The organism is Neobacillus rhizosphaerae (genome assembly GCF_050477885.1).
Taxonomy (GTDB): domain Bacteria; phylum Bacillota; class Bacilli; order Bacillales; family Cytobacillaceae; genus Neobacillus; species Neobacillus rhizosphaerae_A.
Window position 1 is genome coordinate 1 of record NZ_JBCNAC010000002.1, and the last position, 15,595, is coordinate 15,595.

Genomic DNA, 15,595 nt, shown 5'->3' on the forward strand with positions numbered 1-15,595 from the left:
AGAAACATTGTCAGAAGACAAAGCAACTTCTGACAGTGTAAGGGGAAAAAACAGAAACACTGTCAAAAGTCAAGGCAACTTCTGACAGAGTAAGAGGAAAAAACAGAAACATTGTCAGAAGGCAAAGCAACTTCTGACAGAGTAAGAGGAAAAAACAGAAACATTGTCAGAAGGCAAAGCAACTTCTGACAGAGTAAGAGGAAAAACAGAAACATTGTCAGAAGGCAAAGCAACTTCTGGCAGAGTAAGAGGAAAAAACAGAAACACTGTCAAAAGGCAAGGTAACTTCTGACAGAATAGGAAGAAGTATTTATTTTAAAAGAACTTTACATTAAAGTTCTTGAATTCATTTGTGAGTTGTTTTAATATATAAGCAAATAGTTATATGTCGATTTCTTAATGAAATGTATAGGTCTCTAGAGTTTAACAGAAAATTTAAACACTATACCTAACAATAATATAAGTAAATTATTATTTAATTATATCTAGGAGGTGTTATTAATGCTGAAATCAAAGGTTGATTTGGATCGTGCGGCGAACGTCTTGAAATTATTAGGTGATAAAACACGTTTATCTATCATTGCTATCTTAAAACAACGTGAGTGCTGCGTCTGTGAATTCCTAGAAGTATTTGATATGAGCCAGCCATCCATCAGTCAGCATCTTCGTAAATTAAAGGATGCTAGCATGGTAAAGGAAGAACGAAGAGGGCAGTGGATTTATTATTCCTTGAACCAGCAAAGTGAGCTATATGGACTAATTGAAAACATTTTAGAACATATACCAGACCAGACAGAGAAAATTAAACAAATCGAAAAAAGCAATCCTACGCTTCGATGTGGGTGTTAATTGTAATTAATAGGGAGTGAAAAAAATGAATAATTTGGAGAAAAAACGTCTATCTTTTCTAGACCGTTACCTCACACTATGGATTTTTCTAGCCATGGCCATAGGGATTGGATTAGGATTTGTCTTTCCAGGCTTTGTAGATAGTATGAACAGTTTACAGGTAGGAACTACATCCATTCCACTTGCCATTGGTTTAATTTTAATGATGTACCCTCCGTTAGCAAAAGTTCGGTATGAGGAAATTGGGCGAGTTTTTAAAGATGTCAAAGTCCTCGCATTGTCCCTGGTACAAAACTGGATCATTGGGCCAATCCTTATGTTTTTATTAGCTATTATCTTTCTTCCTGATAAACCAGAGTACATGGTTGGCCTTATTATGATTGGTTTAGCCCGTTGTATTGCTATGGTTATTGTTTGGAATGACCTAGCAAAAGGAGATACCGAATATGCTGCTGGATTAGTCGCATTCAATTCGATCTTCCAAATGCTATTCTTTTCCGTGTATGCCTATGTGTTTGTGACCATTATCCCAGAATGGATCGGAATCCAAGGAGCAGTTGTCAATATTACAATGCTTGAGGTAGCGAAATCAGTATTCATTTATTTAGGAATTCCATTTATCGCTGGAATGATTACACGCTTTACAATGGTAAGAGTAAAAGGCAGACAATGGTATGAAAAGGTATTTATTCCAAAAATTAGTCCTATTACTTTGATTGCATTGCTATTTACGATCATCCTTATGTTCTCATTAAAAGGGGACGCGATTGTTAGCTTGCCATTAGATGTGGTCCGTATCGCTATTCCGTTATTAATATACTTTGTAATCATGTTCTTTGTTTCCTTTTTTATGGGGAAGAAAATTGGAGCAAACTATCCCGTAACGACAACCCTTGCATTTACAGCTGGAAGTAATAACTTTGAGTTAGCAATTGCAGTTGCTGTTGGTGTATTTGGGATTCATTCAGGTGCTGCCTTTGCAGCTGTAATTGGACCACTAGTAGAAGTACCTGTCATGATTGCGTTAGTCAACGTGGCTTTATGGTTTAAGCGAAAATATTTCAAAGAAAATGCAGCCTAAAACTAATAATAAAGGTGGAAAACAACATGGAAAACAAAAAAACAATTTATTTCTTATGTACAGGAAATTCTTGCCGCAGCCAAATGGCAGAGGGTTGGGCTAAGAAACATTTGAGCAGTGAGTGGGAGGTTAAAAGTGCTGGTCTTGAGGCACATGGCTTAAACCCTAACGCAGTAAAAGCAATGAAGGAAGCTGACATTGACATCTCTAAACAAACATCTGATGTAATTGATCCTACTATATTGAATAACGCTGACTTAGTTGTTACATTGTGCGGTCATGCTGCAGACCACTGTCCTGTTACTCCTCCACATGTAAAACGTGTTCACTGGGGCTTTGATGACCCAGCTAAAGCAGAAGGAACCGAGGAAGAAAAATGGGCATTCTTCCAACGTGTCCGTGATGAAATCGGGGACCGTATTAAACGTTTTGCTGAAACCGGAGAGTAAGAAAAAATTTCATAGCCAAGAGTATAAATACTCTTGGCTATATTTTTATGGAGGTTTTTTTATGAGTAAAGTAGAAATCTTTGACCCAGCATTATGCTGCCCCACAGGTGTGTGTGGGCCTAGCGTAGATCCTGAGTTAACAAGAGTAGCAACATCTATCTTTGTATTGGAGAAAAAAGGATTTGATATTAAACGCTATAATCTTGGAACGGAACCTGCCAAATTTGTTGAAAATAAAGAAGTAAATAAAGTCCTGCATGAAAAGGGACCTGACTCACTTCCTGTCACTATCTTTGATGGAAGCATTGCTAAGATAGGAGTCTATCCGTCCAACGAGGAATTAGCAGAATGGTTTGGCCTAAAAGCAGAGGAGCTTACCGAAAAGCCAAAAGTCCGTCTTAAAATAGATTTAAAATCAACCAAATAAGAAAGCAGTGAAAACTATGTTTCAATCTTTCAATCCGAAAATGATCGTAAACACCAAGTTTTTATTTTTCACAGGTAAAGGTGGTGTAGGTAAAACATCAACTGCTTGTGCAACCGCGGTTACATTAGCGGACGAAGGGAAAAAGGTTTTGCTTGTAAGTACTGACCCAGCTTCAAATTTACAAGATGTATTGGAAGTCGCTCTAACAAATACTCCGAAATCAATCCCAAACGTTCCTAATTTATTTGCTTGTAACCTAGACCCAGAAGAGGCGGCAAGAGCTTACCGTGAAAAAACCATCGGACCCTATCGAGGCAAACTTCCTGATTCAGTAGTGGCAACGATGGAGGAACAATTATCTGGAGCGTGTACAGTAGAAATTGCGGCATTTGATGAATTTACTAACTTGCTTGCTGACCCTACAATTGTTGATGCCTATGAGAATATCATCTTTGATACAGCACCAACGGGTCATACACTTCGTCTTCTCCAGCTCCCAACTGCATGGAGTGGCTTTTTAGAAGAAAACACACATGGTGCTTCCTGTTTAGGACCGTTAGCTGGGCTGGCAGATAAGAAGCAAATGTATTCACTAACAATGGGCGCCATTGCTGACGCGACTAAGACAACCCTTATTCTGGTAGCGAGACCGGATGAATCATCATTACTTGAAGCCAAACGTGCTTCAAATGAATTAAAGGAAATTGGGATTACAAACCAAGCTCTTATAATAAATGGATTACTCAACTCTTATCTACCCGATGATAAAATTTCTGCTTCTTTTTATGAACGTCAACGAAAGGCGATTAAACAAATGCCAAAGAATCTAAAGCAAGTTGTCACCTATTCGTTGCCATTTGTTTCTTATTCATTAACGGGTGTTAAAAACCTTCGTTATTTATTTAAGCAATATACTCTGCCCGCTACACAATCAGAAGGTATGAGCCAGCCAATAGTATTACCTTGCTTAAATAACCTGATTGAAGATTTTTCGGAGAATAATACTAGAGTGATTTTTACAATGGGTAAAGGTGGTGTTGGTAAGACCACCTTGGCATCTGCCATTGCAGTTGGATTAGTAGAAAAAGGACACAACGTGCATCTAACCACAACTGACCCAGCAGCCCATTTAGAGTTTGTTTTTCAGAATAGCCAATTGAATGATCAATTAACGATTAGCCGAATCAATCCAACTGCAGAAGTTGAGGCTTACAAAAAGGAAGTTTTATCGAAAGTAAGCAATGAACTTGATGAAGAAGCAATTGCCTACATTAAGGAGGATTTAAACTCACCTTGTACGGAAGAAATAGCAGTGTTTCGTGCGTTTGCAGAGGTTGTGGCAAGAGCACAAGAAGAAATCGTGGTCATTGATACCGCACCGACAGGTCACACCTTACTCCTTTTAGATGCAGCCCAGTCGTATCATAAAGAATTGGCTCGTTCTACAGGGGAAATTCCTGAAAGTGTGAAAACGCTATTGCCACGTTTAAGAAACCCTGAAGAAACAAGCGTAGTTATTGTCACACTGGCTGAAGCAACGCCTGTTCTAGAGGCTAGTCGATTACAGGATGATTTAAAGCGTGCGGACATCGTACCAAAATGGTGGGTCATTAACCAAAGTCTATACGCTACTGAAACCAAGGACCCTGTTTTAAAGGGCAGAGCACAAGCTGAAGAGGGATGGATACAAAAGGTGACCACGGAATTGGCTGAAAAATGTGCGATTGTTTCTTTAATGAGTGAAGAGAATAAAGGATATGAACAGCTAAAAAAGCTTTTTTTGTTTTCTAAATAAGAAAAAGCTAGTAAGATTAGTATGAGAATTTTTTGAAAGGTGATGGACAAGTGAAGATAACAGATCAAGCGCGTGATATTTTAAAGCAGTTGTTCCAAGAACACGCGGCTAAAAACATTCGTGTCTATTTTGCAGGCTTTGGCTGAGGAGGCCCACAAGTGGGACTGGCTCTGGATGAGCCGGAGAAAAATGATATGGTAGTAACCATAAACGAAATCGCGGTGGCAATAGAAACCGAGATTGAGCCTTATACAAACGACCTGACACTTGATTTCAATCAAGAAGTCAATGGACTTGTCCTTTTAGGAAATGAAAGTGATTGCTGTTAGGGAAAAATAAAGAGGGAGCTAGATATTAAAAACTAGTTCCCTCTTTCTATTTAGATTAGGTAGAAAATAAAACCCGAAATGGTGGACATGACCACAACAGATAAAACAAATGTAACGACTAATTGCTTTTTAAAGATTGATTTTAAAAGAATCACTTCTGGCAGACTAGCACCTGCTGAACTGATGATCATGGCCATCACTGGTCCTAATGCCATTCCTTTAGCAATAAGCATTTGTGAAATCGGAATCATACTGGAAAGACGAATATATAAAGGAATCCCTATAATGGCTGCGATAGGTATTAGCCACCAATGGTCTCGGCCAAACACACTTGAAATCCATTCTGTTGGAACTAACCCGTGAATTACTGCTCCAATTGCGGCACCGATTAATAAATAGGGGTAAACACTTTTCATTAAATTAAGGGTTTCCATTAAAGCTAATTTAATATTAAATTTTTGATGCTGTTCTTGATAACCGGTCATTACAACATTTTTTACTGACTTTTCGAATCCTAATTTCTCAAGAGTAAAGCCAATGATGATTGAAAAGACTGTGGTTAAAAGTGTGTAGATAGCAGTCACTTTCCACCCAAGAGCCACACCCATTATAGTTAAAATCGTAGGGTCAAGGACAGGGGAGGCAAATAGAAAAATCATTACAATCCCAAATGGCATTTTCTTTTTTAACATATTTACCACGACTGGAATTGTGGAACAGGAACAAAAGGGTGTGATAAACGCAAAGACAATGGCAGCAAAGGAGGCGATTAGTTTGTTTTTTCCAGCTAACTTCTTTTCAATCTTCTCGTAAGGGATATATCCCTGAAGAAGACTAATGAAAAATGATATAACAATAAACAGGACCGTTAACTCAAGTGCAATAGATAGAAAACTTTTAAGCGTGTCTAACCACATGATCAATTCCCCCTAACACTCGCTGCAAACACAATAATTTGCAGGAGTTTGTTCTGTTTTGATATTTTTGGTAAAAAATTTACTAGCTATCTTTTGAAAAAGGGATACATGTTTAATGCCAACAAACTTCCAGGCATCCATTGATTTCTTCTCCATTTCTATTTGTTTTGCCTTAACTAATACTCCATAGTTGTAAAGATACATAATTAATTCCTCCTAATATAAATTATTAATCAAATAAAGTTGATGTTTCGTTCAAACAAAATCTTTTTTTAAGCGCACGTACACGGGCAGCATTGGTTAACCGATGGTTTTACTTGAAAGGTTCTTTCTTTAGCATGGTTTTCGTCGGCCATTTCAACATAATTCTTCCATGCATCTCTTGCATTTTTTTCTGTTTCTTCCTGGCGTAATTTCATCATTTGAAATACTGAATACTCATTAAACATGTGAGTTCCTCCTGTTAATCAAATTATATTGATATATTAATCAAAAAAAATTGATGAATAATTTAAAAAATTTTAACAGCAGGTCGGTTTAAATAGGCAACAAAGCTCGGAAGACAACAAATGATTAAGTTCCTCTTGATTTAATTCGTAATAACTCCAGGTTCCCCGTGTCTCTTTTGTTATAATATTTGCCTCTAATAAGATTTTTAAATGATAAGACAATTTTGATTGAGCCATATCAATCAATGGAGCAAGATCGCACACGCACATAGCGCCTTTTTGAGTTAAAATATTCATGATCTGTAGTCTCTTTTTATCAGCAATTGCTTTAAATTTTAACTCATATTCTTCAAATACTCTTTCCAATGATATGTCTTGTAATTGAAATTCTTCTGCCATTTTTTTTCACCTACTCCTTAAATCAAATATTCTTGATGTCATTATATTATATCCAATATTTTCTTGTGTCAACAAATTTATCAAAAAAAATTGATTAAGGGGTTGTAATTGGAAATAATAGCTAATATACTAAGAGTATAAATCAAATAAAGTTGATTTATTGGTATCATTAAATATAAAGGAGCTGGATAAAATGAATTTTATTAAAAAGTTAACTGGTAATGCTTCTAAGTCTTCAGACTGTTGTGGTGTAGAAATTAAAGAGGTGGAGGACACTCAGGAGGAATCTTGTTGCGGAACTTCTGAGGATAGCACATCTTGTTGTGGAACAACCAACCAAGGAGAAATAAAAAACTCATTACCATGTTGTTAACACCCTACCTAATTGATATCTAAAATCCTAACATTTTGTGTTAGGATTTTTTTGTTTTTAATAGTTGTCCTACAGGAATATAATTACATTATATGTCTGTTCATTTTATGTAGGGGAGATGAAGTAGGAATGAAGGTGAACTTATTTGCAACATGTCTTGTAGATATGTTCCAAAGCAATGTAGGAAAGGCGACCGTTGAGTTGCTTGAAAGACTTGGTTGTGAAATCGACTTTCCAGAATCACAAGTTTGCTGTGGTCAACCTGCATATAACAGTGGCTATACAAAAGAATCAAAAGAAGCAATGAAACGAATGATTGATACATTTCAGGATGCTGAATACGTGGTGTCCCCATCTGGTTCGTGTGCCTTAATGTTTCACGAATACCCACATGTTTTTAAAGGTGATCCTGTTTGGGAGCCTAAAGCAATCAACCTAGCGGAAAAAACGTATGAACTTACACAATTTATTGTCGAGGTTTTAAAAGTGGAAGATGTCGGGGCAACGTTTAATGGGAATGTTACCTACCATACATCCTGTCATATGACTAGATTGCTAGGAGTAAAGGAAGCTCCTATGATCCTCTTGAAAAATGTAAAAGGGTTAACATTTACGGAATTACCAGGTAAGGAACAATGCTGCGGATTTGGCGGTACTTTTTCTGTAAAAATGTCGCAAATATCAGAGCAAATGGTCGATGAAAAGGTTTGCCATGTGGAGGAAACAGGAGCCGATTACTTAATTGGTGCGGATGCAGGCTGTCTCATGAATATCGGTGGACGGATTGAGAGAAAAGGAAAACCAATTAAAGTTCTTCATATTGCTGAGGTATTAAATAGCGTTCAATAGGGATTCATTTTAGGAGAATGGAGGTACTGGCATGGCAATGAAAATTGGCAGCGAACAATTTAAGGAACGTGTCGATAAAGGAATTCATGACAACTTTATGCGTGGTGCAGTTTCAGGTGCCCAGGATGGAATGGGAGTAAAAAGACGCATTGTCACCGAGGAGTTGGGCAACTGGGAAGATTGGCGCTCCCATGGGGAAGAAATCCGCCAGCATGTTCTTGACCACCTAGATTATTATCTAGAACAATTAAGTGAGAACGTAGCAAAACGAGGCGGTCATGTCTATTTTGCACAGACAAAAGAAGAAGCGAATGAGTATATTCGGGGAATTGTCAGGCAGAAGAACGCGAAAAAAATAGTAAAATCTAAGTCAATGGTTACGGAAGAAATTAGCTTAAATGCTGCGTTGGAACAAGAAGGCTGTGAAGTAATTGAAACAGACCTAGGTGAATACATCCTTCAACTGGATGGCCATGATCCCCCATCCCATATCGTTGTACCAGCGTTACATAAAAACAAAGAGCAAATCAAAGACGTATTTACTGAAAAAATTGGTTATACGAAGACATCAAAGCCAGAGGAATTAGCTTGGCATGCCCGAGAAACGCTGCGCCAGGAGTACCTGTCCGCAGATATTGGCATTACTGGCTGTAATTTTGCCGTAGCGGAAACCGGCTCATTTAGTTTAGTGACCAACGAAGGCAATGCCGACTTGGTAACAGCCTTACCGAAAACGCAAATTACTGTAATGGGGATGGAAAGAATTGTCCCAACCTTTGAAGAGATGGAAGTTCTTGTTTCACTTTTAACAAGAAGTGCAGTTGGACAAAAATTAACAAGCTATATTACTGTCTTAACAGGCCCGAAAGAAGAATTGGATGTCGACGGTCCAGATGAATTTCACCTTGTGATAATTGATAATGGCCGCTCTAATATTCTTGGGGGAGAATTTCAGTCTGTATTGCAATGTATTCGCTGTGCGGCATGTGTCAATGTTTGCCCTGTTTATCGCCATGTAGGTGGTCATTCCTACGGATCCATCTATTCTGGACCGATAGGGGCTGTCCTTTCACCACTATTCGGTGGATATGAAGAATATAAGGAACTCCCCTATGCTTCTACACTTTGCGGAGCCTGTACAGAGGTATGCCCTGTGAAAATTCCATTGCATAACCTGCTCCATAAGCACCGGGAAGTCATTGTTGAAAAAGAAGGAAAAGCACCTATTTCCGAAAAATTGGCGATGAAGGCGTTTGGATTAGGAGCAGCATCCCCAACAATATATAAATTAGGATCGAAGATTGCCCCTGCCGCGATGAATCCATTCACAGTAGGGGATAAAATTTCCAAAGGCCCTGGTCCATTAAAGGCTTGGACAGATATTCGAGAATTTCCAGCACCGAATAAAGAGAGATTTAGAGATTGGTTTAAGAACCGCGCGAAAGGAGACAAAAAATGATGTCTGGAACGATACAAAATCGCGAAAAGTTTCTTAATCAGCTGGCAAGTCGTCTTAATCGGCCACGCATTTCCTCACCTTTAGAAAGGCCAACTTGGAAATTCCGTCCTCAAGATGAGGTGTTGAGAGATGCAACACCGGATGAGTTACTAGAGGTATTAAGAGAACAATGCAAAAGAATTCATACTAGTTTTTACACTACCAATCGTATGGGTTTACCAAAGAAACTTAATCAAGTAGTCACAACTTTTGGTGGAGGCACAATTGTTACTTGGAAGGATGAGCGCTTTTCGAACTGGGGACTTGACTCTTTATTTAAGCATGATTGGCCCAATCAAGGTATTCAAGTTTCTGAATGGGATTATTCAATAGGAGAAGAAAATATCGCAATCGCTGAAAAGGCGAATGTGGGAATTACGATCAGTGAAATAACCCTGGCTGAATCAGGTACAGTTGTCCTTTTTAGTGATGAGAATAAAGGAAGAACGGTAAGCTTTCTACCAGCCACCTATATTGCTCTTATTCCAAAAAGTACATTAGTGCCAAGAATGACACAAGCGGCACAGAAAATGCGGGAGATTTATCAAAATACGGGACATGTGGCTAGCTGTATTAATTTCATCACCGGACCAAGTAATTCAGCCGACATTGAATTAAATCTTGTCGTTGGTGTACATGGTCCTGTGAAAGCTGCGTATATTGTAATAGATGATTTATAAAATGAAGGTCTGCCTTTTTTGGCAGGCCTTTATTTTTACAGATATAACAAAAATAATTCTAATTAGTTCTATTTAATTATCTTTCCAATCAAAATTCTTAATAAAATGAACGAACGCCTTCACCACATTCCATTCCAGCGATTCTTCATGGTAATACATCCACGTTCTTCGCAAAATTGGATTTCCTTCTTGATCTGCTAAGTTGATTTTAAATAAGTCTTCTTTTCCAGTAAGGACTCTACTTGACAAAATGCCGTAGCCTAAACCATTGCTAACCATTTCCTTACATGGATCTACTTGGTCCACTTCTATACTGATAAAGGGGGCTTGCGCAAAATTTTCGGCCCACCAATGGTCAATGACTGATCTTAATAAGTAATCCCCTTTATATTGGATTCTAGGAAGTCGAGGGAGCTCTTCCATTTCAAACTCTTTTTTTGAAGCAATGCAGATGGTCTCCTCAAATAACTGATATTTCGATAAACCCCGCCAACCATAATCTCCACGGACAAAGCTGATATGTACATCCTTATTATGTATAAGTTGTGTTACGTCTCTGCTCCATCCCGTTGTTACTTTGAATTCCACATGAGGATATTGCTCTTTAAATAGTTTCAAGACATATGGAAGTTCATAATTCGCGAAAAAATTAGATACCCCTAATTTCAGCGTACCTACCACTTCATCACTTTCGTTGTTACTCATATTTTGGACATTTTCTTTTATCTTTTCATAATGAGCAAGAGCCTCTTCTGCACAATGGACAAGATATTCTCCTTGTGGGGTAAAATGCACTCCCCTGCTTTCACGCGTTACGATTTTAACGCCTAATTCTTCCTGCATATGCTTTAAGCGAGTTGTTAATGCTGGCTGAGTAAGAAATAAGAGGCGGGCTGTTTTTGTAAGATTTTTTTGTTGATATAGTACCTTTAGTATTTCCCAGTCACGGTAATCCATTGTTCCACCTAACTATCTGATATAAAAATTTTTTATAGATTAATATAATAATTTAGCATTTTATTTATTTCAATTATTACATTATCCTTAACCATAAGCAATTAATTATAAGTTCACTAAATAATCCGAAACGAGACATATAAAGTAACACAACAATGGGGGAATTGTGAATGGAAGTAAACCAACAAAATCCGTGGAGAAAATTCAATGGCCCAAACCTTGGCTATGTAATCGAACAATATGAACGATATACGAACGGGGAAGACTCCATTGATCCAAAATTAAAAGAATTATTTATTAAATGGGGCTCACCTCTGTCTTTTGAGTTAAGAGACAACGAAGAGACGATTAATAAAGAATCTATCGAATCTAATCAATTCGTAAATATACAAAAAGTACTAAAAGTGGTAAAACTCCTTGATGAAATACGTTTAAATGGTCATTTAGCGGCAAACCTGAACCCATTAGAAGTAAATCTACAGAATCAAGAGTTGTTTAAACCAGAAAAACATGGGGTAAGTGAAAAAAAATTGAAAGCGATACCAGCTAATCTTGTTTGGGAAGAGGCACCGGAAGGCATTCAAACCGCATGGGATGCTATGAACCGTTTAAAGAGTGTTTATACCTCCACACTAGCTTATGAATTTAATCATGTTCAACAGATGGATGAACGAGTATGGCTCACTCAAATGGTAGAGACTGGTTCATTGCATCGCTCCTTATCTAAAGAAGAACAAGCGAATTTGTTGCAGTCTTTAACAGAGGTTGAAGGATTCGAACAATTTTTGCATAAAACCTTCGTGGGTCAAAAGCGATTTTCCATTGAAGGTGTTGACATGCTTGTTCCTATGCTGAATGAAGCGGTACACGAAGGTGTCGGGAATGGGGCACGTAATGTCGTAATTGGAATGGCGCATCGCGGCCGTTTAAGTGTCCTTGCACATGTATTGAACAAACCATACAGCAAGATGTTCTCTGAATTTCAACATTCATCAGCCAAACAACAGGGACCGTCAGAAGATTTAGTTGACATTAGTGAGGGCTGGACTGGAGATGTGAAATACCATTTAGGACGCAATCGATTCATGGATGGCTCCGGTAAGTTGCGCACACGAATTACCTTAGCCAATAATCCGAGTCATCTGGAGTTTGTCGATCCAGTCGTCGAAGGGTTTGCAAGAGCCGCCCAAGAAGAACGAAAGAATGCTGGTTACCCTAAGCAGGATGTAAATAGGGCGTTTGCGATTTTAGTTCATGGCGATGCAGCCTTTCCAGGTCAGGGAATTGTAGCGGAGACCTTAAATTTAAGTGGGTTAAAAGGATATCGAACAGGCGGAACCATTCATATCATTGCCAACAACATGGTCGGCTTTACGACAGATAGCCACGATTCTCGTTCGACGAGATATTCAAGTGACTTGGCGAAAGGATTTGAGATTCCGATTATTCATGTTAATGCGGACGATCCTGAAGCCTGTCTTGCAGCAGTTCGACTTGCCTATCAATATCGGAATCGGTTCCAAAAAGACTTCTTGATTGATTTAGTTGGATACCGTCGATTTGGCCACAATGAAATGGACGATCCAGCGGTCACCCAGCCACAGGTATACAGAAAAATTGTGAAGCATCCAACTGTAAGAGCGTTGTATTCTAATCAATTACAAAATAAAGGCATTATCAATCAAGAAGAAGTGGAGGAAATCAATCGCAGCGTGCAAGAAAAGTTGCAGGCTGAGTATGAAAAAGTGGAAGAGAAGAAGCAGAGTGAACCCTTTGCAGAAATAGAGGTTCCGAGGGTGATTTCCAAAGGAATTCCACCGCTTGGAACAAGCGTGCCACTTGATACGCTTCGTAAATTAAACCAGGATTTACTCAAATGGCCGGATGGTTTTCATGTTTATCCAAAATTAAAGCGAATCCTTGAGCGCCGTGATAACGCACTAGAAGAGAACGGAAAGGTAGAATGGGCAGTAGCGGAAGTGCTGGCATTTGCTTCGATGTTAAAAGACGGTACGCCAATTCGTCTCACTGGTCAAGATTCTGAGCGCGGAACCTTTGCCCAACGTCACATTGTGCTCCACGATTCAGAAACAAACGAAACCTATTCACCACTGCATCATCTTCCTGAAGCTCGAGCATCGTTTGCGGTTCATAATAGCCCGCTTTCGGAAGCGGCTGTTGTAGGTTTTGAATATGGATACAATGTATTTGCTCCTGAAACCCTTGTCATGTGGGAAGCACAATATGGCGACTTCGCCAACACAGCACAGCCGTTATATGATCAATTTGTTTCATCTGCAAGAGCAAAATGGGGGCAAAAATCAGGGATGATACTCCTGTTGCCTCACGGCTATGAAGGGCAAGGTCCGGAGCATTCCAGTGCCCGACCTGAACGTTTTTTACAGTTAGCAGCTGAAAATAACTGGACGGTTGCCAATCTGACAAGTGCGGCGCAATATTTTCATATTTTACGTCGTCAAGCATCCATCTTAGGAACAGAGTTTGTTCGTCCATTGGTGATTATGACGCCAAAGAGTCTTCTGCGTCATCCGTTAGTCGCTTCTTCTGGGACTGATCTAAGCGAAGGCCATTTCCAAACAGTAGTGGAACAGTCGAAGCTTGGAAAAGAGATTAATAAGGTAAAGCGTTTAGTGTTAACAACCGGTAAGATGGCGATTGATTTAGCTGTGGAAATCGACTCAAGGAAAGAAAATCAAAGCTTAGAAGAGATACACATCGTTCGAATCGAACAATTGTATCCATTTCCAATAGAAAAAGTAGAAGCGATCATTAAGCGTTACCCGAACCTGAAGGAAATCGTGTGGGTACAGGAAGAACCGAAAAATATGGGCGTGTGGCATTATATCGCCCCAACTCTTTTTGAACTTGCATCTTCTGACAGCCTGACAGTTGGTTACATCGGTCGTCAAGAACGTTCAAGTACAGCAGGCGGCGATTCAACCGTTCACAAGCAGGAACAAGAACGTATTATTAAACAGGCTTTGAATTACAGAAGTCTAGTAGATAGTAAAGAAACAAGTATACGATTTAATTTTTAATGATCCATCATCAACCCGCAAAATACTAGAGTTGAATAGACTAACATAATCGAAGATTTAACATCATTTCTAGGAGGATACGACACATGATTGAAATCAAAGTACCAGAACTGGCAGAATCCATTACAGAAGGAACAATTTCACAATGGCTTATTAATATTGGTGATAAAGTAACTAAAGGTGATAGTGTTGTTGAGTTAGAAACTGACAAAGTTAATATTGAATTAAATGCCGAATACTCAGGTGTAGTCACAAAGGTTTTAAAAGAACCTGGCGATATTGTTGAGGTAGGGGATGTAATTGCTATTATCGAAGAGAATACTAGTGCAGGAGCAACTCCATCAGCTCCAACCTCTACACCGGAAAAAACGGCAGAAGTAGAAACCTTTAATCAAAAGAGTGTACAACCTGAGCCTGAACTTCCGAAAGCCGCAAGTCCAATTGCTTCACCAGCGGCAAGAAAATTGGCAAGAGAAATGGGGATCGATTTATCCCAAGTAAGTAGCCGTGATCCACTTGGCAGAATTAGACCTGAAGATGTAAAAGCACATACAGCGGCACCTCCTGTTGTAAGAGAAGAAACAAAAGTGGAAAAATCAAGCCCAAAACAGGCAGTACAACAAATAGATGAAGAGTTTGACAAACCAGTGGAACGAGTGAAAATGTCCCGCCGTCGCCAAACTATCGCTAAACGCTTAGTAGAAGTTCAACACACAGCGGCCATGTTGACCACATTTAACGAAGTAGATATGTCGGCTATTATGGACCTACGCAATCAACGAAAAGATGCTTTTTATGAAAAACATGGTGTTCGTCTTGGGTTCATGTCGTTCTTTACTAAAGCCGTAGTTTCAGCTTTAAAGCAATTTCCTCTATTAAATGCCGAAATTCAAGGCGATGAATTGATTATTAAGAAATTTTATGACATCGGAATTGCTGTTGCAGCACCTGAAGGGTTGGTCGTACCAGTTGTACGAGGTGCAAATCAGAAGAATTTTGCTGAAATCGAACAAGATATCAGTAATCTTGGTAAAAAAGCTCGTGATAATGCCCTTACTCTCAATGATTTGCAAGGCGGAACATTTACAATTACTAACGGCGGAGTTTTTGGTTCGTTGATGTCAACACCGATCTTGAATAGTCCTCAAGTAGGGATTCTTGGTATGCATAAAATCCAAATAAGACCAATAGCGATTGATCGTGAACGAATGGAAAACCGCCCAATGATGTATATTGCACTTTCATATGATCATCGAATTGTGGACGGAAAAGAGGCAGTTAGCTTCCTGGCGACTGTAAAAGAATTGTTAGAAGATCCACACTCATTATTATTAGAAGGATAAGAGGTTCATAGAATTTCAATAAACTTCATCTGCAAACAGACCCTTTAGGTCTGTTTGTTTTTTCGAAAGGTAAGTAAGTATAAAATTGTCATAGCCACGGTCTTTAATGCCCGAGCAAAGAGAAAAAGTGCTCGACCGGTA

The 15,595-nt window shown here is 38.9% G+C and carries 17 protein-coding genes; 12 read left to right on the forward strand and 5 right to left on the reverse strand.

Annotated features, from left to right (window positions below; all coding sequences use genetic code 11):
• The first annotated feature begins 501 nt into the window (after window positions 1–501).
• The 6 genes from ABES03_RS00230 to ABES03_RS00255 all read left to right on the forward strand — a co-directional run bounded on the left by ABES03_RS00230 (window position 502) and on the right by ABES03_RS00255 (window position 4,930).
• Window positions 502–849, forward strand: a complete 348-nt coding sequence (locus tag ABES03_RS00230; RefSeq protein WP_430114142.1) for an ArsR/SmtB family transcription factor — start codon at window positions 502–504, stop codon at window positions 847–849.
• A 25-nt stretch (window positions 850–874) separates the two neighbouring features.
• Window positions 875–1,930: an ACR3 family arsenite efflux transporter gene (gene arsB / locus ABES03_RS00235; protein ID WP_430114144.1), complete on the forward strand. Its 1,056-nt coding sequence runs from the start codon at window positions 875–877 to the stop codon at window positions 1,928–1,930.
• A gap of 26 nt (window positions 1,931–1,956) precedes the next feature.
• A complete protein-coding gene (arsC, locus tag ABES03_RS00240; protein ID WP_430114145.1) occupies window positions 1,957–2,379 on the forward strand; it encodes an arsenate reductase (thioredoxin) in 423 nt (140 codons plus the stop codon).
• Between the two features lie 61 nt (window positions 2,380–2,440).
• On the forward strand, window positions 2,441–2,806 hold the full coding sequence (gene arsD / locus ABES03_RS00245; RefSeq protein ID WP_430114147.1) for an arsenite efflux transporter metallochaperone ArsD: 366 nt from the start codon (window positions 2,441–2,443) through the stop codon (window positions 2,804–2,806).
• Window positions 2,807–2,822: 16 nt separating this feature from the next.
• Window positions 2,823–4,601 (forward strand): arsenical pump-driving ATPase, encoded by a 1,779-nt coding sequence (gene arsA, locus ABES03_RS00250; RefSeq protein WP_430114148.1) that lies wholly within the window; start codon window positions 2,823–2,825, stop codon window positions 4,599–4,601.
• 158 nt (window positions 4,602–4,759) lie between these two features.
• A complete protein-coding gene (locus tag ABES03_RS00255) occupies window positions 4,760–4,930 on the forward strand; it encodes a hypothetical protein (protein WP_430114149.1) in 171 nt (56 codons plus the stop codon).
• A 50-nt stretch (window positions 4,931–4,980) separates the two neighbouring features.
• Here ABES03_RS00255 and ABES03_RS00260 read toward each other — a convergent pair whose 3' ends face one another.
• The 4 genes from ABES03_RS00260 to ABES03_RS00275 form a co-directional block, all read right to left on the reverse strand.
• The gene (locus tag ABES03_RS00260) at window positions 4,981–5,847 is read right to left on the reverse strand and encodes a permease (protein ID WP_430114150.1); all 867 of its coding nucleotides are present in this window, start codon (window positions 5,845–5,847) and stop codon (window positions 4,981–4,983) included.
• A gap of 12 nt (window positions 5,848–5,859) precedes the next feature.
• Window positions 5,860–6,051, reverse strand: coding sequence for a hypothetical protein (locus ABES03_RS00265; RefSeq protein WP_430114151.1), 192 nt, complete (start codon window positions 6,049–6,051; stop codon window positions 5,860–5,862).
• 68 nt (window positions 6,052–6,119) lie between these two features.
• A complete protein-coding gene (locus ABES03_RS00270; protein ID WP_430114152.1) occupies window positions 6,120–6,296 on the reverse strand; it encodes a hypothetical protein in 177 nt (58 codons plus the stop codon).
• Window positions 6,297–6,368: 72 nt separating this feature from the next.
• Window positions 6,369–6,695 (reverse strand): ArsR/SmtB family transcription factor, encoded by a 327-nt coding sequence (locus tag ABES03_RS00275; protein WP_430114154.1) that lies wholly within the window; start codon window positions 6,693–6,695, stop codon window positions 6,369–6,371.
• A gap of 193 nt (window positions 6,696–6,888) precedes the next feature.
• Here ABES03_RS00275 and ABES03_RS00280 point away from each other — a divergent pair, with 193 nt between their 5' ends.
• From ABES03_RS00280 to ABES03_RS00295, 4 genes are all read left to right on the forward strand, one after another.
• Complete coding sequence (locus tag ABES03_RS00280; RefSeq protein WP_430114156.1) at window positions 6,889–7,068, forward strand: hypothetical protein; 180 nt, start codon at window positions 6,889–6,891, stop codon at window positions 7,066–7,068.
• A 129-nt stretch (window positions 7,069–7,197) separates the two neighbouring features.
• Window positions 7,198–7,917, forward strand: coding sequence for a (Fe-S)-binding protein (locus ABES03_RS00285; protein WP_430114157.1), 720 nt, complete (start codon window positions 7,198–7,200; stop codon window positions 7,915–7,917).
• 31 nt (window positions 7,918–7,948) lie between these two features.
• Entirely contained in the window at window positions 7,949–9,376 is a 1,428-nt protein-coding gene (locus ABES03_RS00290) for a LutB/LldF family L-lactate oxidation iron-sulfur protein (RefSeq protein ID WP_430114158.1), read from the forward strand.
• A complete protein-coding gene (locus ABES03_RS00295) occupies window positions 9,376–10,095 on the forward strand; it encodes a LutC/YkgG family protein (RefSeq protein WP_430114164.1) in 720 nt (239 codons plus the stop codon). Before ABES03_RS00290 ends, ABES03_RS00295 begins: the two co-directional genes overlap by 1 nt.
• Before the next feature lie 72 nt (window positions 10,096–10,167).
• Here ABES03_RS00295 and ABES03_RS00300 read toward each other — a convergent pair whose 3' ends face one another.
• Window positions 10,168–11,052 carry a LysR family transcriptional regulator gene (locus tag ABES03_RS00300; protein WP_430114159.1) on the reverse strand — a complete coding sequence of 295 codons (885 nt, stop codon included), beginning with the start codon at window positions 11,050–11,052 and terminating at the stop codon, window positions 10,168–10,170.
• Window positions 11,053–11,222: 170 nt separating this feature from the next.
• Here ABES03_RS00300 and ABES03_RS00305 point away from each other — a divergent pair, with 170 nt between their 5' ends.
• Both ABES03_RS00305 and odhB read left to right on the forward strand, forming a co-directional pair.
• Complete coding sequence (locus tag ABES03_RS00305) at window positions 11,223–14,111, forward strand: 2-oxoglutarate dehydrogenase E1 component (protein ID WP_430114160.1); 2,889 nt, start codon at window positions 11,223–11,225, stop codon at window positions 14,109–14,111.
• An 86-nt stretch (window positions 14,112–14,197) separates the two neighbouring features.
• Entirely contained in the window at window positions 14,198–15,454 is a 1,257-nt protein-coding gene (odhB, locus tag ABES03_RS00310) for a 2-oxoglutarate dehydrogenase complex dihydrolipoyllysine-residue succinyltransferase (protein WP_430114162.1), read from the forward strand.
• Window positions 15,455–15,595 lie beyond the last annotated feature (141 nt).